This window comes from Pseudoalteromonas sp. Z1A8 (assembly GCF_011378855.1).
Classification (GTDB): domain Bacteria; phylum Pseudomonadota; class Gammaproteobacteria; order Enterobacterales; family Alteromonadaceae; genus Pseudoalteromonas.
Genome location: NZ_WTLB01000003.1, coordinates 107,513 through 131,851 on the forward strand (window position 1 = coordinate 107,513; position 24,339 = coordinate 131,851).

General features: G+C 40.1%; 24 protein-coding genes, 1 tRNA gene, 1 other RNA gene and 1 pseudogene. 4 read left to right on the top strand and 23 right to left on the bottom strand.

Annotated features, from left to right (window positions below; translation table 11 throughout):
• Nucleotides 1–425 precede the first annotated feature (425 nt).
• The 3 genes from GQR55_RS02260 to GQR55_RS02270 all read right to left on the bottom strand — a co-directional run bounded on the left by GQR55_RS02260 (nt 426) and on the right by GQR55_RS02270 (nt 1,953).
• Nucleotides 426–1,130, bottom strand: coding sequence for an NRDE family protein (locus GQR55_RS02260; RefSeq protein WP_166419292.1), 705 nt, complete (start codon nt 1,128–1,130; stop codon nt 426–428).
• A 1-nt stretch (nt 1,131) separates the two neighbouring features.
• Nucleotides 1,132–1,665 (bottom strand): DinB family protein, encoded by a 534-nt coding sequence (locus tag GQR55_RS02265; protein WP_166419293.1) that lies wholly within the window; start codon nt 1,663–1,665, stop codon nt 1,132–1,134.
• Between the two features lie 213 nt (nt 1,666–1,878).
• Nucleotides 1,879–1,953: transfer RNA gene (locus tag GQR55_RS02270), tRNA-Arg, on the bottom strand.
• 246 nt (nt 1,954–2,199) lie between these two features.
• On the opposite strand from GQR55_RS02270, the gene GQR55_RS02275 reads away from it, so the two are divergent.
• Nucleotides 2,200–2,382, top strand: coding sequence for a helix-turn-helix domain-containing protein (locus GQR55_RS02275; protein WP_166419326.1), 183 nt, complete (start codon nt 2,200–2,202; stop codon nt 2,380–2,382).
• Here GQR55_RS02275 and GQR55_RS02280 read toward each other — a convergent pair.
• From GQR55_RS02280 to GQR55_RS02290, 3 genes are all read right to left on the bottom strand, one after another.
• Nucleotides 2,379–3,191, bottom strand: coding sequence for a phosphotransferase (locus tag GQR55_RS02280; RefSeq protein WP_166419294.1), 813 nt, complete (start codon nt 3,189–3,191; stop codon nt 2,379–2,381). The two genes, GQR55_RS02275 and GQR55_RS02280, sit on opposite strands and share 4 nt — an antisense overlap.
• 3 nt (nt 3,192–3,194) lie before the next feature.
• On the bottom strand, nt 3,195–3,812 hold the full coding sequence (gene pnuC, locus GQR55_RS02285; RefSeq protein ID WP_166419295.1) for a nicotinamide riboside transporter PnuC: 618 nt from the start codon (nt 3,810–3,812) through the stop codon (nt 3,195–3,197).
• A 201-nt stretch (nt 3,813–4,013) separates the two neighbouring features.
• Complete coding sequence (locus GQR55_RS02290) at nt 4,014–4,265, bottom strand: hypothetical protein (protein WP_101164132.1); 252 nt, start codon at nt 4,263–4,265, stop codon at nt 4,014–4,016.
• 107 nt (nt 4,266–4,372) lie between these two features.
• Here GQR55_RS02290 and GQR55_RS02295 point away from each other — a divergent pair, with 107 nt between their 5' ends.
• The gene (locus GQR55_RS02295) at nt 4,373–4,612 is read left to right on the top strand and encodes a DUF2960 domain-containing protein (RefSeq protein ID WP_077537056.1); all 240 of its coding nucleotides are present in this window, start codon (nt 4,373–4,375) and stop codon (nt 4,610–4,612) included.
• Between the two features lie 24 nt (nt 4,613–4,636).
• On the opposite strand, the gene alr is transcribed toward GQR55_RS02295, so the two are convergent.
• From alr to rpsF, 9 genes are all read right to left on the bottom strand, one after another.
• The gene (gene alr, locus GQR55_RS02300) at nt 4,637–5,716 is read right to left on the bottom strand and encodes an alanine racemase (protein ID WP_166419296.1); all 1,080 of its coding nucleotides are present in this window, start codon (nt 5,714–5,716) and stop codon (nt 4,637–4,639) included.
• Nucleotides 5,716–7,095: a replicative DNA helicase gene (gene dnaB / locus GQR55_RS02305; RefSeq protein ID WP_007587308.1), complete on the bottom strand. Its 1,380-nt coding sequence runs from the start codon at nt 7,093–7,095 to the stop codon at nt 5,716–5,718. Before dnaB ends, alr begins: the two co-directional genes overlap by 1 nt.
• Before the next feature lie 113 nt (nt 7,096–7,208).
• On the bottom strand, nt 7,209–8,147 hold the full coding sequence (locus GQR55_RS02310) for a DUF4097 family beta strand repeat-containing protein (protein WP_166419297.1): 939 nt from the start codon (nt 8,145–8,147) through the stop codon (nt 7,209–7,211).
• Between the two features lie 9 nt (nt 8,148–8,156).
• Nucleotides 8,157–8,639 (bottom strand): hypothetical protein, encoded by a 483-nt coding sequence (locus tag GQR55_RS02315; RefSeq protein WP_166419298.1) that lies wholly within the window; start codon nt 8,637–8,639, stop codon nt 8,157–8,159.
• Nucleotides 8,626–9,174, bottom strand: a complete 549-nt coding sequence (locus tag GQR55_RS02320) for a sigma-70 family RNA polymerase sigma factor (RefSeq protein WP_166419299.1) — start codon at nt 9,172–9,174, stop codon at nt 8,626–8,628. The genes GQR55_RS02315 and GQR55_RS02320 overlap by 14 nt, the downstream gene beginning before the upstream one ends.
• A 219-nt stretch (nt 9,175–9,393) precedes the next feature.
• The gene (rplI, locus tag GQR55_RS02325; protein ID WP_002962755.1) at nt 9,394–9,846 is read right to left on the bottom strand and encodes a 50S ribosomal protein L9; all 453 of its coding nucleotides are present in this window, start codon (nt 9,844–9,846) and stop codon (nt 9,394–9,396) included.
• A 35-nt stretch (nt 9,847–9,881) separates the two neighbouring features.
• Nucleotides 9,882–10,109, bottom strand: a complete 228-nt coding sequence (gene rpsR / locus GQR55_RS02330) for a 30S ribosomal protein S18 (RefSeq protein WP_007378475.1) — start codon at nt 10,107–10,109, stop codon at nt 9,882–9,884.
• Between the two features lie 12 nt (nt 10,110–10,121).
• Entirely contained in the window at nt 10,122–10,439 is a 318-nt protein-coding gene (priB, locus tag GQR55_RS02335; protein WP_033015549.1) for a primosomal replication protein N, read from the bottom strand.
• A 44-nt stretch (nt 10,440–10,483) separates the two neighbouring features.
• Nucleotides 10,484–10,825, bottom strand: coding sequence for a 30S ribosomal protein S6 (gene rpsF, locus GQR55_RS02340; RefSeq protein ID WP_166419300.1), 342 nt, complete (start codon nt 10,823–10,825; stop codon nt 10,484–10,486).
• Nucleotides 10,826–11,170: 345 nt separating this feature from the next.
• Between rpsF and GQR55_RS02345 the strand changes: the two are divergent.
• Nucleotides 11,171–12,370 (top strand): annotated as a pseudogene (locus tag GQR55_RS02345) (alpha/beta hydrolase-fold protein).
• A gap of 287 nt (nt 12,371–12,657) precedes the next feature.
• On the opposite strand, the gene GQR55_RS02350 reads toward GQR55_RS02345, so the two are convergent.
• From GQR55_RS02350 to GQR55_RS02365, 4 genes are read right to left on the bottom strand one after another with little or no spacing between them, the layout of a single operon-like run.
• Nucleotides 12,658–13,824: an FAD-dependent monooxygenase gene (locus tag GQR55_RS02350; protein ID WP_166419301.1), complete on the bottom strand. Its 1,167-nt coding sequence runs from the start codon at nt 13,822–13,824 to the stop codon at nt 12,658–12,660.
• Nucleotides 13,821–15,008: a 2-octaprenyl-6-methoxyphenyl hydroxylase gene (gene ubiH / locus GQR55_RS02355; RefSeq protein WP_166419302.1), complete on the bottom strand. Its 1,188-nt coding sequence runs from the start codon at nt 15,006–15,008 to the stop codon at nt 13,821–13,823. The genes GQR55_RS02350 and ubiH overlap by 4 nt, the downstream gene beginning before the upstream one ends.
• Nucleotides 15,009–15,023: 15 nt before the next feature.
• Entirely contained in the window at nt 15,024–16,346 is a 1,323-nt protein-coding gene (pepP, locus tag GQR55_RS02360; RefSeq protein WP_166419303.1) for a Xaa-Pro aminopeptidase, read from the bottom strand.
• Between the two features lie 30 nt (nt 16,347–16,376).
• Complete coding sequence (locus tag GQR55_RS02365) at nt 16,377–16,940, bottom strand: UPF0149 family protein (RefSeq protein ID WP_007587323.1); 564 nt, start codon at nt 16,938–16,940, stop codon at nt 16,377–16,379.
• Between the two features lie 193 nt (nt 16,941–17,133).
• Between GQR55_RS02365 and ssrS the strand changes: the two genes are divergently transcribed.
• A non-coding RNA gene (ssrS, locus tag GQR55_RS02370) (6S RNA) lies at nt 17,134–17,316 on the top strand.
• A gap of 188 nt (nt 17,317–17,504) precedes the next feature.
• On the opposite strand, the gene GQR55_RS02375 is transcribed toward ssrS, so the two are convergent.
• From GQR55_RS02375 to budA, 4 genes are all read right to left on the bottom strand, one after another.
• Nucleotides 17,505–20,588, bottom strand: coding sequence for an efflux RND transporter permease subunit (locus tag GQR55_RS02375; RefSeq protein WP_166419304.1), 3,084 nt, complete (start codon nt 20,586–20,588; stop codon nt 17,505–17,507).
• Entirely contained in the window at nt 20,585–21,901 is a 1,317-nt protein-coding gene (locus GQR55_RS02380) for an efflux RND transporter periplasmic adaptor subunit (protein WP_166419305.1), read from the bottom strand. Before GQR55_RS02380 ends, GQR55_RS02375 begins: the two co-directional genes overlap by 4 nt.
• A complete protein-coding gene (locus GQR55_RS02385) occupies nt 21,891–23,306 on the bottom strand; it encodes a TolC family protein (RefSeq protein WP_166419306.1) in 1,416 nt (471 codons plus the stop codon). Before GQR55_RS02385 ends, GQR55_RS02380 begins: the two co-directional genes overlap by 11 nt.
• A 219-nt stretch (nt 23,307–23,525) precedes the next feature.
• Nucleotides 23,526–24,299, bottom strand: coding sequence for an acetolactate decarboxylase (gene budA, locus GQR55_RS02390; RefSeq protein WP_166419307.1), 774 nt, complete (start codon nt 24,297–24,299; stop codon nt 23,526–23,528).
• Nucleotides 24,300–24,339 lie beyond the last annotated feature (40 nt).

Consider the following 24,339-nt stretch of genomic DNA (forward strand, 5'->3'; position numbering starts at 1 on the left):
TGCTATATTAATACAGCAGGTAAAATACAGTTAACAAAAAAGTCGATGTAATTAATTACATCGACTTTTTTGTTTTTAATTATGTAATAGTTATGGCTATAAAAATATTTAGGGTCTGTTGATCTTTCAAGGTTAAATTTGCAGCAGTCTGTTTGGTATTTAGGCAAGGCAGAGCCTATACAGTGTGGTTATTCCCCATAAATGGGCGATAACGTAGCATTAATGCCAAACAGGCGCTGCCCAAAGGGTTCTTCCTAGGGGCTATTTACTCTTTGTTGCCTGCATGGATGTAGGTAAGGGGCGTGAGCAGGACGCGGAAGCTTTGCTCGGTTTTTACTTAGCCCACTAGGTTACAAATCTCGCGCCGCAATTAAATAGCTTCTAGTTTGAACAAATTTTAATCCGCAAAGTTCAACAGACCCTAATTAAGCTGCAGCCACTTTTAAACAACTAATGCTGCTAATGAGCTGAGACTGCTTATCAAAATAATTAAAACGTATAGTGTTACCAACTTTAATATGGCTAATACTGACCGTCATCGCGTCTTCTCTTTGCATATTTACACCATATTGGCCTTGTTCAGCTTTGCTGTAATGAAATGCTAAAAACTGCTCACTTGCAGGATGTCTTAAATCAATCAGTTGCTTAAACTGTTGTTTACGCTTTTGTGCCACCGTTTCTAGCTCAACACCAGATGACGTTGCAAGCGATTCAACTTGGCAATCGATTAATTGTTTTGTGTCCCACCGAACAAAAAACACATTATTGTTATTTAGCGATAACTCATCCGGAAAAATACACAATTTAAAAGGCGCATAACCCGATAAATCCATATTTTGTAACTGAGCCAACACAGGGGTTTTATTACTCAGTAAATGCGGTATTAAAAGGCCTCTACTGTGCTTTACCGCAGTTATATCAAATACACTTTGGTAATCGTTTAATAAAGCTAATGTTTGCCCCCAATGCGAGACACCAAGCCAAGTACCTCCTCCTTGCGGATCAATGGGATAAATTGCTTTACCTTTGTGTTTACTTGGAGCGATTGCCGTTTGTCGTGTTTTTTGCTCATCACGATTAAAAAATAACTCGTAGCCATCATCAGTTAAAAAGTAACTTAGCGTACACATTCTAATTTTGCATCGACTTTGGTTGTACTTGTTGGCTATTTTCTCTTAAAAAAGTAGCTGTACTTGGTGCTAAACCAAAGTTTTGATCGAGCTGCGACTTTTGCGCAAAGCTAATTTGCGAAATCATCGCATAATGATGTACAGCATGGCTGCCTACAAAAATAAGCTCTCGCGCAAGTGAGGTTGTTACTGTTTGTACATTTTTACTTTTAATCGATACTTCGCTTGAAAGTAATAACGGGGTATTAAAGTCATCACTACTGAGTTGTTCAATCCAGGATGCTATTTCAGCAATTTTGTTTATTGCAGCTTTTGGAGAGCTTTCAATATCGCCTCCTCTTAAGCGGCAATCATAATCTATTTCTTGCGAGCTAATACCGAGCATTAACGATTGATAATGATCGATAATATGGCGCATATGGGCTCCTGCAGAGCTAATGAAGTTAGGAGTAACGACTTGTGAATAGTCCTCTTTAGTTACACCTTCAAGATAAGCATGTCCTTGAGCTAGTATCTCTAATTGACTATTTAACATTGAATCGGTTTTCCTCATTTATTACTAAATCACGTATGCAAAAAGTACAAAGTGAATTTTTAATTCGCTCGTTTTGCAGTGTATAAATAACTAGAAAGCGGTTTTTAAAATTAACTTTCAAAGTTTATGCGGTAAGTGCATTTTTAAATACAAAAGTAATTAATGAGAAGCTAGATAATGTAGAAGGGGATAATTAATAAATGTAAAAGCAAATGGCGCTCTCGGTAGGGATCGAACCTACAACTCAGCCTCCGGAGGGCCACGTGATATCCATTTCACCACGAGAGCACATTTGTTGCCGCCACACCAACTCGCGATATCAGTGCTTTAGCACCTGCAATGATAAAGATATATTTTAATAAATACCAGTAACATCAGCTTATATGCTTATTAATTAAACTCTTTTAAATAAAACACTTCACAATGTCTTAAAAACAGGCTATTTATTCTTATTGAATAAGAAACAGTAACGGTTTGGCAACATTGAAACTATGATTGTCGCTGTGAAAATGGATTTAATACGAGGAAGTAATGATGAGTTTAATGTCTACTGAGCAAGTTGCTGAGTTTTTAGGTGTAAAAGCAGAGCGTGTAAAACGCCTAGCTAGAGAAAGTTTATTAATTGCTAAATCAGAAGATGAAAATGGTGAGCCACAATTTGATGCAGCCGAAGTAACAAAATACAAAGAGCTCGCCGAGCGCTTTGGTGGTCTTTAACTTCCACAAAAAGTATTATTAACGAGTTTAGTTAGCTGCGCGCGTAACATTACAGATTCATTAGTTATGCTGCGCTCCTCATACCAACCAATACATAACACTAAAAAAAACAGCTTATAGTAATTCAGCTTATCCATTGAAAGGTTAAACGTTTTTGTTTTATCAACGCTATTTTTATAGCTATTTAACAACGCTGTTTTACTGTGCTCATTAAGATTAAAGCTCACTGCAAGCGCCGCTAAATCAAAATATACATCGTTAGTTTGTGCGTATTCAAAATCAATTAAATACATGCCTGAACCATTTACAATAATATTGTCTTTTACTAAATCGTTATGACAAAAGCCTTCATTAAATTGCATTGTTGCAACTGCTTTGAGAGCCTGCTCTATTTGAGGTTTATATTGGATATATACATCGGTGCTTTGATAAAATAGCAGCTCTTTAGCTATATCCATTCTCGCGGTAGGCACCGCGTATTTATGCACTTGAGCAAGTTTATTAATAAAGCTGAGCGTTATATCCGATTGCGCGCTCTTGCCTTCAATATAATTAAATACTGCACGACCGCTTTCTTTATCAAGCCAAATAGGCGCTGGGCATATATTAAAGTCACTTAAAAAGTGCTGCGCTTCAAGGCCGGCATTTGGCCAATGGCTTTTATAACACTTTAATAAATACCCTTGTTGCTCGGTACGTATCAAAAAATTATCGTTACTAAAGCCATTAAGTAATCGCTCGCTTGAAACAATGCTTGTAGGCTCTACAAACGCGCTGCATATTTTTACTAACTCAGTATGCTCAATCATTAATTAAAGCTGTGCTAGAGGCTTAGCTTGGCTTTGCTCGTACTCTTCGTACCAGGTTTTAAAGCCCCACGCTGCCATAATGGTATAAAATATAAAGAGCGCTAGTGTTGGGTAATAGCCTTTTTCGTAATATAAGTACATAGAAGCGGCATCTATTACAATCCAGTACAGCCAGTTTTCAAGGACTTTTTTAGCAACTAAGTAAGTCGTTACTACAGCAAAACACGTTGTAAAACTATCAAGGTAAGCAAAGTCGGCATGAGTGTAGTTTTGCATAACATAACCAATAGCAATTGCAGCTACGGTTGTTAAACTAATTAAAACAGCATGGCGATTCATCGACCACGACGTAATATTTAAATTTGCAGCTTTGCCTTTTCGCCATACAACCCACCCAAATACAGCCATATACATATAATAAAAATTAAGTAATGACTCCATAAGTAATGCGCCATTCCAATACATTATTGTATAAATAAGGGTGCTAAAAAATGCTGCAGGCCAACACCATAAGCTTTCTTTTATTGCTAATAATAAATAAGCCATCGACAACCCTACCGCAATATATTCCCAATGCGACATTGCTGTAAAACCACTTAGGGTTTGTGTTAAAAAGTCCATATTATGCAGTTACCGTTTAGTTGTGCCGATTGTTATACCAATCTGCTTATATACGGGGTCTATTTAACGTTAAGAAAATTACGCTAGAACTAGGCAAAAACTTTTGTATCTAGTTGTTCTAAATAAAAAATTTTTAACGACGTTATAGTGCAATTTAATTCGTTAAATTGATCAAAGATTTATGCAGGTTGGTATTATAGGTTATTCAGGCGATAAGTCGCCAGAGAGAAACTTACATACAAAAATAGCTTTACCAAATTCTTCATATGAACGTTTAATTTCGGTACTTAGCACCTGCATTACTAAATCGTAGTCACCAAATATTTGCGTTGATAACGTATTAGTAATCACTTTTAAATCATCGTATTCGTTTAATCTATCAATAAAGCCCTGAATAAACGGGATGTAATCTTGGTGAAGTGGATATTTACTGATCTCTACAGATAATTTCATTTTTGACTCTTTATTTTAATTACCAATTACAACAAGTCATTCAATGCTAGAGCCGTTATTAAATACAGTGTAAAATCACTGCAACACTCAATTGAAATGAGCTTAATATGGCACGTAGAATAACCTACAAATTTAAAAACGAACCACGCGAGATTAATTTCGCCAAAGATAAATACCATGACATGTATGAAGCAATTGCTGCTGCCGAAGGTATTGATTTAACGAGTTACTTAAGCATGGTACAGCAAATAGAAATGACCTCAAAAGGGTCTGCTTCTGTTCGTAACTTTCGCGATCAAGAATTTGCCCGTATGGGCTTTAGCGACATTTACTTTATAAAAGAGTAAGCGCTGCTTTATAGTTAATTTATATTAACGCTGATATTCATAACTTACACGTGGTGTAATATTACACAACAGCTCGTAAGGTATGGTATCAGCGCATAGTGCTATTTCTTCAACGGGTAGCTCAGGGCCCCACATAGTAACCCTGTCGCCTACTTTAATATTGTGCTCGTTAGCGCCTATATCAACGCTAATCATATCCATAGCTACACTACCTACAATACCATAACGCTGCTCGCCTATTATAACGGGCGTCCCCTCTTTAGCGTGCCGAGGGTAGCCATCACCATAGCCCATAGCAACAACGGCTAACTTGGTTGGTTTATCACTTTTCCAACGACCGCCATACCCGACCGCTTCATTGGCTGGCACATTACGCACTGCAATTACACGTGTAGTTAAGCGCATAACTGGTTTTAATTTGTGTTGCTGCCCAATGCTATTTGCCATAGGCGATACGCCATACAGCATAAGCCCTGGCCGTACCCAATCACCATGGCCATTTGGCCACGCGATAATACCCGCTGAATTTGATAAGCAATGCGCTTGGTCTATGCCATTCACTAAGTTATCAAATAACGTAATTTGTTGAACCGTTTTAGCATTATCAACATCATCAGCACAGGAGAAGTGAGTCATTAAATTAACGGTATTTTTAGCATTAGGCGTTTTTTGTAAGCGGTTATAAAACTCTTCAAACTGCTCTGGCGCAATACCTAATCGATGCATACCTGTATTTACTTTTAACCAGCATGTTATTGGCGCATCAAGCTTTGCTTTTTCAAGCGCTGCTAATTGGTATTCATCGTGAATAATAGTTTGAAAGTTATTAGCAAGTAAAATAGGTATATCGGCTTTATTAAAAAAGCCCTCGAGTAAAACTATTGGCTTTGTTAAGCCCCCAGCTCGAAGCGCTAAAGCTTCATCAATGCGCGCCACAGCAAATGCGTCAGCATCATTCAAATGCTGCGCAATCGTTACTAAACCATGGCCGTAAGCATTTGCTTTTAGCACCGCCATTACTTTACTGTTTGGTGCAAAGCACTTAACTTGCGCTAAATTATGCGCAAGTGCAGCTAAATTAATTTCAGCAGTAGCTAAGCGCATTAGTAATCGTCATCTACCGCTGGTCCCGCGTAATTATCAAAGCGAGAAAATTGACCTTGGAATGTTAAACGCACTTTACCAATTGGACCGTTACGTTGTTTACCTATAATAATTTCGGCAATACCTTTGTCGGTACTGTCTTCGTTATAAACTTCATCACGGTAAATAAACATGATTAAATCGGCATCTTGCTCTATCGACCCTGACTCACGTAAATCTGAGTTAATTGGGCGTTTATCAGCACGTTGCTCTAGTGTACGGTTAAGCTGCGAAAGCGCAACAACCGGACATTTTAGCTCTTTTGCCAATGCTTTAAGTGAACGCGAAATTTCAGCAATTTCGAGCGTTCGGTTATCAGCTAAACTTGGTACACGCATTAATTGCAAGTAATCGACCATGATCATACTAATACCACCATGGTCGCGGGCTATACGCCTTGCACGAGAGCGCACATCGGTAGGTGTTAAGCCCGATGCATCATCAACGTACATTTTACCTTTTTCCATCAACAAGCCCATTGTTGATGAAAGTCGTGCCCAATCGTCATCATCTAATTGACCAGTACGTACCTTAGTTTGGTTAATACGGCCAAGAGACGCTAACATCCTCATCATAATTTGTTCTGAGGGCATCTCTAGCGAGTAAATTAGCACAGGCTTGTCTTGAGTCATTGCAGCATGTTCTGCAAGGTTCATCGCAAAGGTGGTTTTACCCATAGATGGACGCGCTGCAACAATAATTAAGTCAGAAGGCTGTAAGCCCGTCGTCATTTTATCAAGATCGGCATAACCTGTACTTACACCCGTAACACCATCTTGTGGTGATTGATAAAGCTCTTCTATTTTATCAACGGTTTTTTCAAGGATGCTATGAATGCTTTGCGGGCCTTCATTATTTTTTGTACGTTGCTCAGCTATTTTAAACACTTTGCTTTCGGCAAAATCGAGTAAGTCGTGACTAGTACGCCCTTCGGTATTAAAACCCGCTTCTGCAATTTCGTTCGCTACGCCAATCATTTCACGTACAACAGCACGTTCGCGTACAATACTTGCGTAAGCGTCTATATTGGCAGCACTTGGCGTGTTTTTAGCTATTTCGGCTAAATAAGCAAAGCCACCAATTCCTGCCAGTTTATTATTTTTTTCTAAACTTTCAGAAATAGTAATTAAATCTATCGGATCGCCAATCTCAGCAAGTGCCGTCATCGCCTCAAAAATTAACTTGTGCGTGCGGGTATAAAAATCCTGTGATACAACAAGTTCAGCTACGCGGTCAAAAGCTTGGTTATCAAGCATTAAGCCACCTAAAACAGATTGTTCAGCTTCTATTGAATGGGGAGGAACTTTAAGAGTATCGACTTGCTTATCTGGTTTGGCCATAACTTCACAGTACTAAAATTGAATGGCTCTATTCTATCGACTTGCAGGGGCTGTGCAAATAGAAAAGCAGGAAATCTTTTCCTGCTTTTTGTAATCGTGAAGGTGAATGAGCCTTATTTAGTACGAAGCTCTATGCGACCGCTAATCGTATCCATTTCAACATTAGCATTACCACCATTAATGCTAAATTCTAAATCACTGGCTGGGCCGTATTTAGCTTTACTGACTTTATCGCTAGTCACTTTATTAATGATTTTGCCATTAGCGTGGGCTTTAATTTCAAACTTTGCTGATACACTTTTTGGGAAGTAAAAATCAGCATCGCCACTTACCGATTCAAAACGTACATCACCGCCCTTTAAAAGCTCTTTAATATGTACTTCGGCTTCGCCATTCACCGTGTTAATACGTAAGTTTTTAATTGACGATAGCGTAAAATCTATATCGCCATTTACGTTTTCAAGGCGCACATCATTGGCACTTGAGGTTGATTTAATATCGCCATTAACAGCGCTAAAACGTAGTTCACCACTTGATTCTCTATCGTTAATTTCGCCATTTACGGTTTCAAATTGAATATTCCCACTTAGGTTTTCTGCATTTACATCACCATTTACGGTGGTGAGCTTAATGTTGCCAGTAATATCATCTACCGTAATTTCGCCATTAACCACATCAACTTCAGCGCCGTTTTTTAGCTCTTTCGCAGTCACCGATACATTAACACCAGCAAACTCTAAACTACTGCTTTTTGGCATAAATATAGTTAGGCTTGAGCCATCGCCATTATTACCCCAATTTGATTTACGTGGCATTTTTACAATAAACTGTGTTTTATCGCCATTCGTTTTAAGCTCATAACCTTCTGCTTTGTCATCAAGCTCGCCAGATACTTTAAATTCGTTTTTATCCCAACCTTCAATGTGTATATCACCGCGTTGGTTTTCAATAAAAATAGTGCCGCCATTTGGTACGTCTATTTGCTTATCTATTTTTTCACCCGCTAATACAGCCAACGGAAATAAGCTCAGTCCTAATAAAATCGCTTTCATGTCGTACTCCTAAATGTGCTGCCAACGTGGCGCGTGCACCTTGTTAATTAAATCTAGTTGTTGTTGATATATTTGCGCTAGCATTGTCAGCAGCGCTTGGTTTTGTGGCTCATTTTCAAGAACTTGCTTTATCGCTTGTTCAGCTTCTTCAAGTTCTTGCAACTGCATTTGCCAGTTAGTAGTCAGTGCTTCTTCATTTTTATATTCAACTAACAAAATGTTTTTTTTGGCCGAAAAATAGTCACTTATTGCCACTGCTGGCTGTGGTTCAGGCGTTATAACAAATGTGTTTATAGCGATTAAACCAGCCACTGTGCATGCTGCTATTGCCGTTAGCTTTGGCCAAATTACAGCATTCTTTGATGCAGGTTTGTTATTAGTAATCGCTCGCTCAACCCCTGTCCACAAGCCTTTTTTTGGTGGTATCTCTTTATTTAGTGTATTTAATGACTCGTTTAAGTAGTCGTCAAAATTTGGTTTACTCATTTTCATACCACTCTTGTAATAACTGCCTAGCACGATGATATTGCGATTTACTCGACCCCACAGCCATACCTAATTGCTCGGCTATTTCCTCGTGCCTGTAACCTTCAATTGCAAACAACACAAATACCATACGTGCGCGTTCAGGAAGCCTTACTATTAATTTATCAAGGCCATTTAAACCATCACAGTCGTTAGCTGATTGCTCATCCATACCGCTGTGTTCAATGTTCACCACTTTTTGCAGCCAATTTTTTTGCTTACGTAAGTAGTTAATCGCAACATTACTGGCAACGCTGTAAAGCCAAGTAGAAAACTGTGAGCGACCGTCAAATTGCGCTATTTTATGCCATATCTGCACAAACACTTCTTGGGCTGCATCTTCAGCGTGTGCTTGGTCTGCTAATAAACGTAAACATAAACCGTATACGCGTTTTATATGCAGCTCATAAAGAGTAGCGTATGCCACTTGGTCACCCGATTGAACACGCTCAATAAGTGTAGCTTCGCATAAAGGCGTTTGTTCGGGCTTAACGTGTAACATCCGTGATGTCGCCTTCTAATTATTATTATTGAGTTAGTGTATTGATAAGTTAGACGTAATGACAGTTCGAAAAGGTTTAAACGAAATGAAAAAATAATTGAATAAAAAAAGGGGTTGTACGAGGCTTTATTGAACTGTGCCCTTAACTAATGAAGTTAGCCAAATTACAGACACAAAAAAGCCGCGCTAATAGCACGGCTTTTGTCGCTTAATTAAAAATTAAGCTTCAGCGATTACGATTACTTTAATAGTAGCCGTTACGTCTGAGTGAACTGAAATTGATACGTCAAATTCACCTGTCTCACGGATAGTACCTAGAGGCAAACGAACTTCTGACTTAGCAACTTCAACACCAACAGCTGAGATAGCGTCAGCGATGTCACGAGTACCGATTGAACCGAATAACTTACCTTCGTCACCAGCTTTAGATACTAATGTAACTTCTGCTAATGCTTCTAGTTTTTCAGCGCGTGCTTGTGCAGCAACTAACTGTTCAGCGATTTTCGCTTCAAGTTCTGCACGACGAGCGTCAAAAGTTTCAATGTTAGCTTTAGTCGCAGGAACTGCCTTACCTTGAGGGAAAAGGAAGTTACGTGCGAAACCAGATTTAACTACAACCTGTTCACCTAGGCTACCTAGGTTAGCGATCTTATCTAGTAGAATAACTTGCATGTTTCTACACCTTTTAAAAACTGTTAATCCGCTGCTTACTTATGTAAGTCAGTGTATGGAAGAAGGGCTAAGTAGCGAGCACGCTTAATAGCAGTTGCTAGCTGGCGCTGAAATTTAGCGCTAGTACCTGTGATACGGCTAGGTACGATTTTGCCACTTTCTGTAACATAGTTTCTAAGAGTAGCTAGATCTTTGTAATCGATTTGTTTTACGCCTTCCGCTTTAAAGCGGCAGAACTTACGACGTCTGAAATAACGTGCCATGAGATTAATTCCTCAAATAATTCTTTCTATATGCTGAGCATGCAAAACCAATTGGCTAAGGCCGTTACGACCTTCGTGGCGATTTAAAAAACCACTCACTTGCAATGCCTGCCCAACGTGCAAATGTTGAGTCTGTTGTTGCATTTGCTTTCCGCTAGCAACCACCTGAAGCCTCACGTAACTATTACGGTTAAGGTCTGCTTCGGTTTGCATCGATTTATGTTCTACAACAAAAATACAATGCGGGATGCCTGCAGGGCTTTGGCTAAACTTGGGAGTTTTACAAACTACCCCAGATATAACCAGCTGATTCATAAAAGGGCTAACCATTTATACTTACCGCCAGTTAAACGCCATGCTAGGACTCAAAACAATTAAGCAGCAGGTGCTTCTTTCTTCTCTTCTCTTGCAAGAGGAGACGCTTCAGTTTCAGCAGTTTTAGTGCGGATAACTAAGTTACGAAGCACTGCATCGTTGTAGCGGAAAGTAGTTTCTAGCTCGCTGATTACTTCAGTTGGTGCTTCAACGTTCATAAGAACATAGTGAGCTTTATGAAGCTTGTTAATTGGGTAAGCCAATTGACGACGGCCCCAATCTTCAAGACGGTGAATAACACCACCAGCTTCAGTGATAGAACCAGTATAACGTTCGATCATACCAGTTACTTGCTCACTCTGATCTGGGTGAACCATGAATACGATTTCGTAATGACGCATGGATATTCCTTACGGTTAATAGAGCCTTCTACCGTTTCGGCCGGTCGGTTTAAGGCAAGGAATTAATAGTTTAAAAGCCGAAATGAGCGCGCATTTTACGCTTAGACGGATAATTAAGCAAGCAGGTTTTTTAAGCTTTTATAGATAACGGTATAAAGGTAGTTATTACGAGCTTCGCTCATCATGTCAGTAAGTTGCATGCCTATAAGTAAACGCCGAGCTTGCTCGCGTAAAAAGCGCAGTTTTTAATTACTTAAGCCCTACGTTCCCCCCTAAAATATAAACATTTACTCAAGCTTAAAGCCGTGCAATTATTGAGCAATACATTATTAAATAAGGATATTTATGAAGCTCTTACTATCGCTTGTATTAATACTTACTTTTAGCACGCCGCTTTTAAGCCACGCAAAAACCACTATAACTGACATAACCGCTGGTAAAAAAGTCATTTTCAAATCAAAAATACTTAACGAAGATAGACCCATTAAAATTTTCATACCTGACACTGTAAAAGACGATCAGCCGCTTTATGTTATTTATTTACTTGATGGTGTTGAGCACTTTCATACGGCGTCTGGTGTTATTAAATCCCTTGTTGATTACGAGCAGATACCTAATGCAATGCTTGTTGGTATTGATACAACTAACCGTGTTCGTGATTATTTACCAAAAGTACAAGGCGAGCCTAAAACAGAGTTTCAAACTTTTGTTAAAAACAAATGACCTGACGCAGGACAAACCGACAAGTTTTTAAAGTTTGTGTCAGACGAACTCATGCCTTATATAAATAGCAACTACCCAACAAACGGCTACAACACCTTAATTGGTCACTCTAATGCGGGTACTTTAGCGCTTTATACTTTAGTTAATCAGCCTGAATTATTTAACAACTACATAGCTATAAGCCCAAATAGTTGGTGGAGTGATGAAGAGTTAAAAAATAATATTATCAAATACACTAAAAACCCTAAAGGCGATCAATCGTTATTTATTAGTGTAGCAAGTGAAGGGTCACGCTTTTATACAGGCGTACTAAATACGTTAGTAAATTTAGAACAGCAAATGCCCACACAGCTAAAATGGGAATATAAACATTACCCTGCTTTTAGTCATATGGGCACCATACTACCAGCCCTTAGCGATAGCCTAATTCACTTATTTGGCGACCTAACATTTAAGGTTACTGAAGAGCACGGAAGATTTGCTGATGTATCGCTTATTACTGGTTACTACCAAGCACTGAGTGATAAGTACGGTTTTGAGCTTAAAATTCCACAAGATGTATATGTAGAATTTGCCCATAGCCAGCAAAATTTTGGTAACACTAAAAAAGCGATAACTACGCTTAAGCAATTTACTAGCGATTACCCTAATGCTGCTTACTCTCACATGCGATTATCGCAAGGGTACACTGCTGACAAACAGTTTAAAGAAGCCGTTACCAGCATGAAACACGCACTAGAGCTTGCTAAACAAAACTCGCGAGATTCAATGTTAATTGATGCGCTCAAAGATATGGTGAATGAAGCACAAGAGAATTTATAACCGATTTAACGCAAAGCGCTTTTTGACTAACGATAGTAATTACGAGCTTCGCTCGTCGCGTCAGCAAGCTAAACGCCTACAGGTGAAATTAAGCTCAGTGTTAAACTTTGCATGTAAACGCAGAGCTTGCTCGCGTGAAAAGCGCAGCTTTTAATATATTCAAAACCATTTTAAAACAAAAAACCGATGTTTAAATTAAACATCGGTTTTTTTGCTGAAAGCTCACAGCTAAAAACTGACTACTTTACTTTATCCGTTGGGTTTCGCTTCGCTCTTCCCAACCTACGTTACTTTCCTATCGCTTCTTTGGCGAACAGGTGCTTTATTGGGCCTAGGTTATGAACTAATGATAGCCCTACTCCGCGAATAAGTTTTTTAACTGGGTTTGCGCCTTCAAATAACTCTTTGAGCCCTTGCATCATCGCAATGTGTTTTTGTGCGTCGAGCTTACGAGTACGCTCGTAATCGCGAAGTGTGCGAGTGCTTGCAAACTCCTTGCTATCCCTTGTTAAAAGCTCAATTAAATAAGCCGCATCTTTCAGGCCTAAGTTCATACCAAGCCCTGCAAGTGGGTGAATGGTGTGTGCGGCATCGCCAATGAGTACCACTTTACCGCTTACCCATTGCTGGGCGTAGCGCATTTTAAGTGGGAATGCTGCGCGCTTACTTTGTACTTCACACAAGCCACATTGGCCATCTATAGCTGCCATTACGGCTTTATTAAAGCTGCTGTCGTCCATTGTAAGGAGCTCATCGCAGTGGTTTGGGCTGGTAGACCACACTATTGAATGGGTGTTGGCATCGCTCAGTGGTAAAAACGCGAGTGGCCCGGATGGTAAAAATACTTGGCGGGCAGTATTTGCATGTTGCTCTTTAGTTTTAACTGTAGCAACTAGCGCGTAGTGATCGTAATCTTTAAAGCTAAGCGCCATATTAAATTGCTTACGAATAGCTGAGTTTGCTCCATCAGCGGCCACCAGCAGCTTTGCAATAATTGGCTCGCCGCTTTTAAGCGTTATAAATACGTCAGATTCACTTTGATGTATTTGCTGATACTGCGTATCAAACATTAGTGTGGCGCTTGGTTGTTGCTCTAGCTCCTTTATAAGCGCATAGCGAATAATGTCGTTTTCAACAATATGGCCTAAATTATCAAGCTCAAGTTGCTCGTTATTAAACGCTATTTTGCCAAAGCTGTCGGCATCACGTACGTCCATATGCGTATAAGCACACGCTCGCTGTGCGATAATTTCGGGCCATACATTTAATTTTTCAAGCAAGGTTTGGCTTGCAATGCTTAGCGCACTTACGCGCAAACCATATTCGTCAGTTGGTAACGCTTGTGTTGGTGCGCCGTCGAGTACAACGACGCTTATATCGGCTTTTGCCAAACCAAGTGCTAGTGTTAGCCCTACACAGCCGCCACCTACAATACAAACCTGTGCTTGCTTCATAAACGCCTACCTTGTTTAACTTGCCCCATTAACTGTTTAGCTAATGGCGCTTTTAATGCGGGAAATAAATCCATCGAAAACAACCCAATACTACGCCCAAATGCAAGCACTCGCGATGAGTTCGAAAAAAGTCTAACAAGTGCATCGGTTAAGCTCATTACGGTTTTTATATCGCTACTGCGCTTTTTTGAATATTCACGTGTAAACGCATAGCTGCCTAAATCGTGTTGGCTATTTGCTATTAAATTACTAAGTACTTGCACATCGCGAAGGCCTAAATTAAAACCCTGCCCTGCAATAGGGTGAATCGCATGTGCAGCATTACCAATAACCACTGTACGGTGCGCAGTTAAAGACTCAACTTGCCCGTAAACAAGCGGGTAACTCGTGCGCATGCCTACTTTAGTAAATTGACCACCGCGATAACCAAACGCGCTTTGCAGGGCACTTAAAAAATCTTGTTCACTGAGTGCCATGTGCTGTTTAACCTGCTCTTGGCGCATACACCACACTAACGAATAACGGTTATTGCTCATGGGTAATAACGCCATAGGCCCGTTTTGTGTAAAGCGCTCAAAGGCATGATTATTATGCCCACCAGCCACTTCTACATTAGCAATAATAGCGCCTTGTTCATAAGGCAGGGTATTAAAACCAAGCCCGAGTAAATTGCGTGTTGGTGATTGTGCGCCATCAGCAATAACCAATAGTGCTGCATTTAATTGCTCGCCGCTTTGTAGGGTGAGTGTATTGCTATGCAGAGTTTTCTCGATGGCAGTTACGCTATCGGGGCACAAAAGCGTAATATTTGACTGCGTTAAACGCAGGTGGAGCGCTCGGCCAAATGGATTCACTTCTACTACGTAACCAAGTGAGGGCTTAGCAAATTCGTCGCAATTAATGTGCGCTTTGCCAAAGTGGCCTCTATCAGACACGCTCACTTTTTTGATTGCTGCGGTGTAAGGGGCATTTTGCTCAAATAAATTGAGGCTTTGTAAATACTCTACCGATTGCTGAGCAAGTGCAATGCTTCTGTCGTCAAAGCTTGGGTGGTAGTCGCCGGTTACTTGATTAGCTTCTACAACGGCAATATTTAACGCGGGATTAGTTTTAGCCACACTTAATGCGCAGCTTGCTCCCGCTAAACCACCGCCAATAATAACTACATCAAACTGCTTAGCCACTTTACTCTCCGAGCTTTATACGTTTTTAGCACTTTGCATAAGTGCTTCTATATCGCTAATTTTTTTAGGTACGCTTAGGGTTAAGTTTTCATGGCCGGTTTCGGTAACTAGCAAGTTATCTTCGATACGAATACCAATGCCTTTGTATTTTTGCGGTGCGCTTGAGTCTTCGCTTATATAAAGCCCTGGCTCTATGGTCAGTACCATACCCGGCTCAAATGCACGCTCAGCGTTATTTACTTTGTAGTCGCCAACATCATGTACATCTAAACCAAGCCAATGTCCAAGCCCGTGCATGTAATATTCTTTACACGCACCTTTTGCCATTAGCTCGTCAAAGTCGCCGGTTAGAATACCTAAATCAAGTAAACCTTGGGTCATTACTTCCATTGCTAGTTTATTGGCGTGCGACATAAACCCGCCGGGTTTTACCTCATCAAAAGCAACTTCTTGCGCTTTAAGTACAATATTATAAAGCGCGGCTTGCTCTTCGCTAAATTGACCATTTACCGGAAATGTACGTGTTATATCAGCAGCGTAACCTTGTAACTCACACCCAGAGTCTATAAGTACCAGGTCACCACTTTTTAATACATCGCTATTTTGTGTGTAATGTAAAATATTGGCGTTGTCGCCACTGCCAACAATAGTGCCATACGCCGGGTGCGGCGCGCCGTTCATTGCATAATGATGATGTAGCTCAGCTTCTAGCTGAAATTCAGTAGCTCCAGCATGTGAAAAACGCATAGCGCGCATGTGCCCTCGCGCGCTAATTTCGCAGCCTTCTCGCATAACATCTATCTCGCTTGGCGATTTAAACAAACGCATTTCATGAATAAGGCCACGTATTTCTTTTAAAGTACTCGGTGCTTTGAGTCCTTTTCGAGAGCCACTTCGAAGCATACCTAATAACGAAAACACTTTGGTATCAAATGAAGAGTAGGCGCCTTGTGCAAAATAAATAGCATCTTTTGCATTTAGTATAGTTAGTAGCTTATCGTTTAATTCACTGAGTGGGTAAGCTTCATCAAACAGGTAGTCACTTTTGGCTTTATCAAAACCAATACGGCGCCCATGCCAAATTTCAGCTAGTTTGTCTTTATCTAGGCAAAATAAAGTACTGGGTGCATCGCTGTTATTGCAGAGTACAAGTACGGCGTCGGGTTCGTTAAAGCCAGTTAAGTAAAAAAAGTCGCTATCTTGCCTAAATGCATATTCGGTATCGCGGCTGCGCGTCACTTCGCTCGCAGCGGGAATAATAGCAACGCTATTTTCATCCATTTGAGCAAGTAAGCGCTCGCGACGTGCTTTAAATTCTGACTTTTGTACTTCAACCATTATTAACCAACCCGTTTTACTTTTTAAAAGTTAATGAAGTGTTTTTTTAGTACTTTGCGTGCTTTGCTCTTTACCAAGCTCTGCAAAACAAAGTAGTGCTGATACACGCACATATTCAATCACTTCGTGCAGCGCTTGGCTGTCTTCTTCGGTTTCTTCAAAAGTAGTATCTAGGCGAGTGATTTCGCTAAAGTCAGTAATAACCTCTTTAACATCACTCGATAGTTTACCGTAGTCTTTTTGCTTTAAACCAAAACCAAGCATAAAACCCGCTACCCATGATACGAGGCCATTAGCCTGATCGATGAGTGTTTCGTCGTCGCTTGGTAAAAATAAATCAAACTGAAATTCATCATCATTAAAGCTCGCTACTACTTGCTTATAAATAGTGCCAAAAAACTGCTTTAAATCGTTACTAAACGATTCACCATCGTTAAACACATCACTCAAAAGGCCTAAGTATTCTTTGTCGTCAATGGTTAAACCACACGCAAGTAAACCACTAATCACACCATGCGCTTCAGCAGGTGATACAAATATTTCGTTTTTTTCTAAAAGCAGTTGAGCTTTTTCGTAATCGGGTAAATCGTTCATAATAAAATCTTCGCTTTGCAAGTTAAGGCAATGCTACCACTCGATAAAAAGCAACTCCAATTAATTGTATGATCAAGCTCAAAAACCATGCGATAAAGTAAATGATGAGTTAAAGGTGCGGAAAAACTAAGCGAACGGTTTAATTTTTTACGTTTGGGGTTTAAGGATTGGATTATGTCTTATATACTTAAATTGTTCCCTGGGGTACCGGAGCTTAGTTAAGTCCCTGAGCCGATAAATTTTATACCAGGGTTTTTGTTCGTCTACTATTGTGCAGGCTCGGCATGTACCGAGAAGCCTACGGTAAACCGCAGATTCCCGCCCTGAAACCTTCTGGTTTCAGGACTGAAACCGAGTACCGTATCTTGGGGAACACCTTTTTAGCAAACCCTCGCCTTTAAAAGGCTTTATCAAAAAAGAAATTAACCTTCCTGTTTACTCTTATATTTATCTAAATTTTTTATTCACTTATCTTCTATTGTCTAATATTACTTTTTAGCTTATAAAAAAGCCGCAGGTAATTGCTTACCTACAGCTTTAATAATCACGTATTTAAGAGTGAAGTTATTTAAACCAACCTTGAAAACGCTCCATTAGCATGTAGTTTATTGGTACTAACAATAAAGTAATAAAGGTAGCAAAAATAATCCCAAACCCTAAGCTCACTGCCATTGGTATTAAAAACTGTGCCTGAGTCGCTTTTTCAAACAGTAATGGCATTAAGCCAATAAAGGTCGTTAAACTAGTTAGCATTACAGGGCGAAAACGTGATGCACCTGCAATTTTTATAGCATCGAGAACTTTACCACCTTCACTGCGCTTTTTATTAATAAAATCAACGAGTACGAGGGAGTCATTTACCACCACCCCGGTTAGCGCAAGCATACCGAGTAAACTCATAATAGTTAAGTCCATTCCCATGATCCAATGCCCTACTACAGCACCTATCATGCCAAATGGAATAACACTCATTACTATGATTGGTTGTAAGTAAGATTTAAGCGGTATTGCTAATAGCGCATAAATAATAAAAAATACAAACACAAGTGCCCAAGCCAACGACCCAAACGACTCTCTTTGCTCTTTAGCCTCACCTTCTAGTTTGTAATCTACTCCAGGATATTGCTGCATTAACCCATCTAAATACTCCGTTAGGTCAGCCTGCAGTATGGTCATGTTGGTATTATTTTTTTCGATATCGGCTGTTACGTTTAATGTGCGGTAACGGTCTATTCGATTAATAGTTGATGGACTTTGCCCAGCAGTAAGTGTTGCCACGTGCGATAAAGGCACTGAGCCTCCATCAGGCGTATTTATAAGTATGTTTTGTAGGTCAGCTACAGAGCGGCGCTCATCTATAGGTAAGCGTACCATTACACGTACGTCATCCCTGCCTCGCTGAATACGTTGTGCTTGCGAGCCAAAAAACGAGTTACGTACTTGTCCTGCTACATTGACTCTATTTAAGCCCAGCGCTAAACCTTGTTGCGTAAGCTCTATTTGTAACTCTTCTTTACCGTCGGACATACTATCGGCAATATCAAATACCGTTGGATAGGTCGATAAACGGGTTTTAATGTGATCAGCCACGTCTTGTAAAATAGTCAACGAAGTGCCGCTAAGCTGAACATCAATGGGGTCTGAACTTCGGCCAATTTCGGCTCTAAACGTTAAACTTTCGGCGCCTGGTATGACACCAATTAAATCGCGCCATTCGCTGGCAAGTTCTCGTGATCCTATGTCTGATTCACGCTTTTCAGCCGGTGTTATTTCAAAGCGTACAGAGCCTGAATTAGATACACCACCACGCCCGCCTGTTGTGGCTAATATATTTAAAATAACGCTTTCGCCAGTATCTGGGTCGCGGTATTTTTCTTGTAATTGCTGCGCCTTTTGCGACATGTCAATTACGTATTTATTAGTTACTTCAAACGGTGTACCTGTTGGTAGTGTTAAGTTAACGCGGACTGTTTCGCTTGGTATGCGCGGGAAAAATACAAACTTAGTCCAACCGCTGGTGATCATGGTTAAAATTATAACAAATACACCAATAAACAAGCTTACCGAAGCCAATTTATGGCGCAGTGCTAAATTTAAAGTGGGTTGATAGTATTTTAAAATCGCGTTTTCAAATCCATCTGCAAAACGCTGTTGAATAACATCAAACTTTGAAGGTTCGCCTTTTTCGTGGCGTAGTTTTATATATTTTAAATGTGCTGGTAGTACAAATTTAGATTCAATCAATGAAAACAATAATACCGGAATAACCACTACCGGTATTTGTGCAAACAAGGCACCACGCGCCCCTTCAATAAAGGCCAAAGGTAAAAAGGCAGCAACGGTAGTCAACACACCAAATGTTACTGGTGTTGCTACTTCTTGAGTACCTAAAATTGCGGCTTGCTCGCCCGACTTAGCCGTTTTTAGATGGGTGTAAACGTTTTCACCGGTAACTATGGCGTCATCAACAACAATCCCCAGTACCAATATAAAGCCAAATAAGCTCATAATATTAAGGGTTACGCCAAAAATAGGCATCGCTATAAACGCGCCCATAAACGAAACCGGAATACCAATAAATACCCAAAATGCAATTGCAGGGCGTAAAAACAAAGTAAGTAAAGCCAGTACTAAAATACCGCCTTGTAAAGCATTGGTAGTAAGGGTCGAAATACGACTTTTAACCAGCTCCGAATCATCATCCCAGTAACTTAGTTCAAACCCTTGCGGGAGAGAGCTTTGTTGCTCTTTTATGTAGTTTTTAACATCGTCAGCAACTGTAATCGCACTTTGTGGACCAATTCGATATACGTCGATAAATGCAGCTTGCTTACCATTAAAGCGAGTACGTACTGGTGTTTCTTCAAAATCATCTTTTATAGTCGCTATATCGCCTAAGCGAATAATAGTGCCATCGGCTTGGTTTTTAACAACAATGCTGGCAAATTCATCTTTACGATATGCTTGCCCTTTAGAGCTTATAAGTACGTCCCCGCCTTCTGTTTTTAAGTTACCAGCAGAAATATCTGAGCTTGAGTTTGAAATAGCACTCGATATTTGTGCCAAGCTTAAATCGTACTGACGAAGAATATCTTGGCTTACTTCAATGGCTATTTCGTAATCACGAACGCCACTTAGCTCTACCTGCGTTACATTAGGTAAACGTAGGATTTGATCGCGTACTGTTTCTGCGTATTCGCGGGTTTCTTTTTCGCCATAGTCACTCGATACGGTAACCGCGATAACTTCACGAATTCGCTCAGCAAGCGCTACTATCGGCTTTTCAGCATCGGCTGGAAAAGTGTTAATTGCGTCTACACGACTTTTTATATCAGCTAAAAGCTCACGAGGGTCGTAACCGCTTTCCACTTCTATTGTCACAGAGCCTGAACCTTCAGAAGAGCGACTAAATATTTGCTTTATGCCCTCTAAATCTTGCACTGCTTCTTCTATTCGTATAGTTACACCTTGCTCTACATCCTCTGGTGTTGAACCACGCAAACTTACATTTACGCTTATCATGTCAGTTTCGAATGAAGGAAATACCTCAAGCGGTATTTTAGTCGATAAACTAAAAAGTCCCGACAGTAACAGCGTTACTAGCAATAAGTTAGCAGCAACATGGTTTTTGGCAAACCAAGCGATCATGGCTTATCTCCTTGCTTTGCTGCGCGGCGTTTTTTTAGCTCTTCAACACTAATACCCTGCTCTTTTGCTTTTTGCTCAAGCTGCTCTGGCGTCGGGCGCTTTCCTTTGCCTTGCCCATTAGCTCCTCGGCTTTTAGGTTGCTCTGTGCTTTGTTCGCCTAAAATACTTACCTGAGTACCAGAACTCACTTGCCCTAGTGGAGTAATAACCAGTTTATCATTTGGATTTAATCCCGTTTTTATCATCGCTTGTGTGGCATTTTGCCAAGCAAGTGAAATGTCTTTACGTTTAAGTACACCATCTTCAACAATGTAAACGTACGTGCCTTGATAAATAGTACTGTTAGGAATTATAAGTGCGTTGGTAACCGTTTTACCGGTAATTTGCGCCTTTATATACTGCCCTATTTTTATAGGGTACTGATTATTAGCGGTTGCTTTGTACGGGTCATTAATTTTAGCGACGACGTAAAGCTGCTGTGCGCCTTCATCTATAGCACCTTCGGTACGTGCTAGCTGCCCCTGCCAAGTTTGCTCTCCGACTAAGTCAGAGGTAAATTTAACAATTGAGCCTGCTTGATTTTTAGCACCATCACGATATTGCTCTGGTAAATTTACAAACGGAAGATCTTTGTTTTTAATTGGTAAGCGAATTTCTACACTGTCGATTGCGTAAATGGTGGCAAGCTGCATATTATCGCTAACTACTTGGCCTAAATCGACACTACGGCTAAGTATGCGCCCTGCATATGGCGCAGTTACTTCTGTACGCTCTAAATCTAGCATGGCTTTTTCAAGTGTGGCCTGCGCCGATAAAACCTCTGCCTCTGCGGCCGCTAACTGTGGCTCACGTAGTACTAAGCTACTCGCCTGATTTGTGCCGCCAAGGCGCTTCCAATCTGTTATAGCCTGCTGTCCACGTGCTTTTTCTTCTAGTAAACCTTGCTCTGCGGTTAATAAATTAGCTTGTGCAGATTTAACTTCAGCTTGATGATCTCTATCGTCGAGCTTTAAAAGTACATCGCCCTTTTTAAAAAAGCCGCCCTCTCTAAAGTCGTCACTTACCTCTATTATTTGCCCAGACGCCTGAGCTACTAATAAGCTTTGCGTACGCGGTTTTACCGTACCGTAGCTGTCTATCATCACTTGGTAATTTTGTGGTTTAAGCTCAAGTGCAGCCACGCTTATAGAAGCCTTAGGAGGCGTTCCAAAACGTTTAGCTTCTGGCGGGTTACCCCTAATAAACATAACAATTAAAATAGTGGCAACAATAACCACCGCTGGAATAATAATTTTTGCTGTTTTAGTTTTCATCGTTATTGCTCTTTAGTTCGCTTGAGGGCTTTGCAAAATCACCACCAAGGGCAATGTGTAAGTTAATTCTATTAGCTATTAATTGATTTTTAATTTCGATTAAGGAGCTTTGTGCATCAAAAGATCTATCTTGCGCGTCAAGCACTGTGGTGTAAGTTACCAAGCCACTTTGATACTGCTCAAACGATAACTGCTCTGCTGCAAGCGCGTTTTCTTGCGCCTCTAATGTGCTTGTATACTGCGTTTTAAGAGACTGCTGCTGCGAAATTGCATTTTCTACATCACCAAAAGCGTCATAAAGCGTTTGTAAATAAAGCTGCTCTTGCTTTTGAGTATTCAGGCGCGCTATTTCTTCGTTCGCTTTTAAGCGTCCGCCTTCAAAAAGTGGCGCCGAAATACTACCTAATAACGACCATGCAAGACTTGAAGGAGAAAATAAATCGCTTACTCTGTCGGTGCTATCACTTAAGCTAGCTGTTAAATTTAAACTTGGAAAGCGTTGTTTGTGCGCATACGCAAGTGATGCATCGGTGGCTAAAAGATCATACCAACTGGCGCGTAGTGTAGGTTTGCGCGTTATAAGCTCTGAAGGTAAGCCTAGTGGAATATCGGTATTAATAACGGGGAAGTCGCTACTAGCGCTAATAGCACCTTTTGGATATTCGCCTAGCAAGCGTTCAAGAATACGCGATGAAGCCGATAAATTAGCTTGCTGCGTCGCAATGCGAGCGCGTTCAGTATTGAGCTCATTACGGGCTAAATATACATCGAGTGCTTCATTTATACCTTGGCGATAGCCAGACTCGATAATATCTAGGTTTTGCTGTGCGTTGGCTTCGCGACGTTTAAATAAATCGAGTAATTGTTGCGATGTAACAACATCAAACCAGCCAGTTACTACATCAGCAACGAGTTGCTGTTTAGCTTGCTCAAACCGGGCCTGTTGCGCTAAATAGTTAAGATTAGCTTCGCGCTTTGAATCTGAAAGCTTACCCCATAAATCAACTTCATAAGTTAAATCTAAACTAACGGAGCTTGCGTTATCGTAGCTCACTGGGCGGTTGTCTTTACTACGGCTAGTACGCGTTGATAAATCGAGGCTAGGCCAAAGCGCAGCACCCGATACTATAAGCTGTTGTTTTTGAATTTCTACATCGTAACTAGTTTGTAAAAGCTGTTGGTTGTTTTTAAGTGCTTGCTGCACAAATTTGTTAAGCGTAGGGTTTTGTAGTTGTGTAAGCCATTGCTCTTGTACTTTTAATACCGAGCTTGATGCTTCTTGCTGCCATTGCTGTGGCATATTATTAGGCGCTTGCATGCGCTGCAACGGGTTTAAATCACTCGCACAGCCGCTAAGCAGCATCACACTAATTGCCAATAGGGTTGGCTTGCATTGCCAAATCATAATTAAACCTGAATTACTGCTATTTATGAGGTTAATTCAAGCACTTTGACAAATTTTGCTCAACCTACTTTACATAACATTACATAGCTAGCGATGAATTAACATAATAGCCAGTTATACGGTAAAAATAAGTAAATGTTCAGCACTTTTTAATACTAAAAATAAAAAATGCCAATGAGGTGTTTAACCAACATTGGCATTTAATACGTTTTAAACTTATTACTTGTGTTTATTTGCAGCAGGCACAGCGGCTTGTTTTAATTCGATAGTTCTGAATTTTTCAACTTGAGGAAGGGTTAAATTAATTTTATTTATTTCTTCAATTTCAACAGTTACTTCATCAAAGCTAATACCTTCTAAATGCCCACCTAATTTGTAATCGTTTGATACAAAATGAAAATGCATTCCCGGAATACTAATATTGCCTAAATATTCTGGTGTATATAACCCCACTAAAGTACCTTTAATATTTTGCTTAGTGTACATAACTCGCGTTTTTAAATACTCCATAAGCGGAACACTATCGTTTTTAACTCTTTGTGCAGAAGCCATTTTTAAATAATTAAATGTGCCTGTAATTTTATAAGCATAAAAACTATTTTTAGAGCTCATAGTTGCTTTAAGTTTCTCACCTAATAGCGCTAACGAACTCACATTCTTTAAAGTAATACGCTTATTTGGATTAAACTTAAACATTGTCATATAAGGCGCAGCTAAATTAGCTGGAGCCTTAATTAATGAGCCATCAACTTCTATTTTATAAACCACACCGTTGAGCGCAACAAGCTCACCATCTAAATTATCGGCAGTCCCTAATCCAAATTGACCTTTTTTAAGCATTTCTGCAGGTGTAATATCGCCTGTATACACCTGATTAACTAACGCAAGCGGAAAACCATATTGTTCTATTACATTTTCAGTTGGAGCTGCGAAGGCCGCTGAGTTAAGTGTAAATAAGGCTAAAAAGCTAACGCTGATAAAAAATGGTTTCATGGTATTTCCAAAATAAAAAAGGTAGCTAAGCATTTAGCTT

Excerpts from the sequence above, each read along its gene's own strand:
- GQR55_RS02275 (WP_166419326.1), top strand. The coding sequence starts at position 2,200 with ATGAGTTTAATGTCTACTGAGCAAGTTGCTGAGTTTTTAGGTGTAAAA.
- GQR55_RS02375 (WP_166419304.1), bottom strand. The coding sequence starts at position 20,588 with ATGATCGCTTGGTTTGCCAAAAACCATGTTGCTGCTAACTTATTGCTA.
- GQR55_RS02320 (WP_166419299.1), bottom strand. The coding sequence starts at position 9,174 with ATGTTACACGTTAAGCCCGAACAAACGCCTTTATGCGAAGCTACACTT.
- GQR55_RS02380 (WP_166419305.1), bottom strand. The coding sequence starts at position 21,901 with ATGAAAACTAAAACAGCAAAAATTATTATTCCAGCGGTGGTTATTGTT.
- rpsF (WP_166419300.1), bottom strand. The coding sequence starts at position 10,825 with ATGCGTCATTACGAAATCGTATTCATGGTTCACCCAGATCAGAGTGAG.
- rpsR (WP_007378475.1), bottom strand. The coding sequence starts at position 10,109 with ATGGCACGTTATTTCAGACGTCGTAAGTTCTGCCGCTTTAAAGCGGAA.
- rplI (WP_002962755.1), bottom strand. The coding sequence starts at position 9,846 with ATGCAAGTTATTCTACTAGATAAGATCGCTAACCTAGGTAGCCTAGGT.
- GQR55_RS02265 (WP_166419293.1), bottom strand. The coding sequence starts at position 1,665 with ATGTTAAATAGTCAATTAGAGATACTAGCTCAAGGACATGCTTATCTT.
- pnuC (WP_166419295.1), bottom strand. The coding sequence starts at position 3,812 with ATGGACTTTTTAACACAAACCCTAAGTGGTTTTACAGCAATGTCGCAT.
- alr (WP_166419296.1), bottom strand. The coding sequence starts at position 5,716 with ATGCGCTTAGCTACTGCTGAAATTAATTTAGCTGCACTTGCGCATAAT.
- GQR55_RS02350 (WP_166419301.1), bottom strand. The coding sequence starts at position 13,824 with ATGAAGCAAGCACAGGTTTGTATTGTAGGTGGCGGCTGTGTAGGGCTA.
- GQR55_RS02260 (WP_166419292.1), bottom strand. The coding sequence starts at position 1,130 with ATGTGTACGCTAAGTTACTTTTTAACTGATGATGGCTACGAGTTATTT.
- GQR55_RS02385 (WP_166419306.1), bottom strand. The coding sequence starts at position 23,306 with ATGATTTGGCAATGCAAGCCAACCCTATTGGCAATTAGTGTGATGCTG.
- pepP (WP_166419303.1), bottom strand. The coding sequence starts at position 16,346 with ATGGTTGAAGTACAAAAGTCAGAATTTAAAGCACGTCGCGAGCGCTTA.
- GQR55_RS02290 (WP_101164132.1), bottom strand. The coding sequence starts at position 4,265 with ATGAAATTATCTGTAGAGATCAGTAAATATCCACTTCACCAAGATTAC.
- GQR55_RS02365 (WP_007587323.1), bottom strand. The coding sequence starts at position 16,940 with ATGAACGATTTACCCGATTACGAAAAAGCTCAACTGCTTTTAGAAAAA.
- GQR55_RS02295 (WP_077537056.1), top strand. The coding sequence starts at position 4,373 with ATGGCACGTAGAATAACCTACAAATTTAAAAACGAACCACGCGAGATT.
- GQR55_RS02310 (WP_166419297.1), bottom strand. The coding sequence starts at position 8,147 with ATGAAAGCGATTTTATTAGGACTGAGCTTATTTCCGTTGGCTGTATTA.
- priB (WP_033015549.1), bottom strand. The coding sequence starts at position 10,439 with ATGGTTAGCCCTTTTATGAATCAGCTGGTTATATCTGGGGTAGTTTGT.
- GQR55_RS02280 (WP_166419294.1), bottom strand. The coding sequence starts at position 3,191 with ATGATTGAGCATACTGAGTTAGTAAAAATATGCAGCGCGTTTGTAGAG.
- GQR55_RS02315 (WP_166419298.1), bottom strand. The coding sequence starts at position 8,639 with ATGAAAATGAGTAAACCAAATTTTGACGACTACTTAAACGAGTCATTA.
- budA (WP_166419307.1), bottom strand. The coding sequence starts at position 24,299 with ATGAAACCATTTTTTATCAGCGTTAGCTTTTTAGCCTTATTTACACTT.
- dnaB (WP_007587308.1), bottom strand. The coding sequence starts at position 7,095 with ATGGCCAAACCAGATAAGCAAGTCGATACTCTTAAAGTTCCTCCCCAT.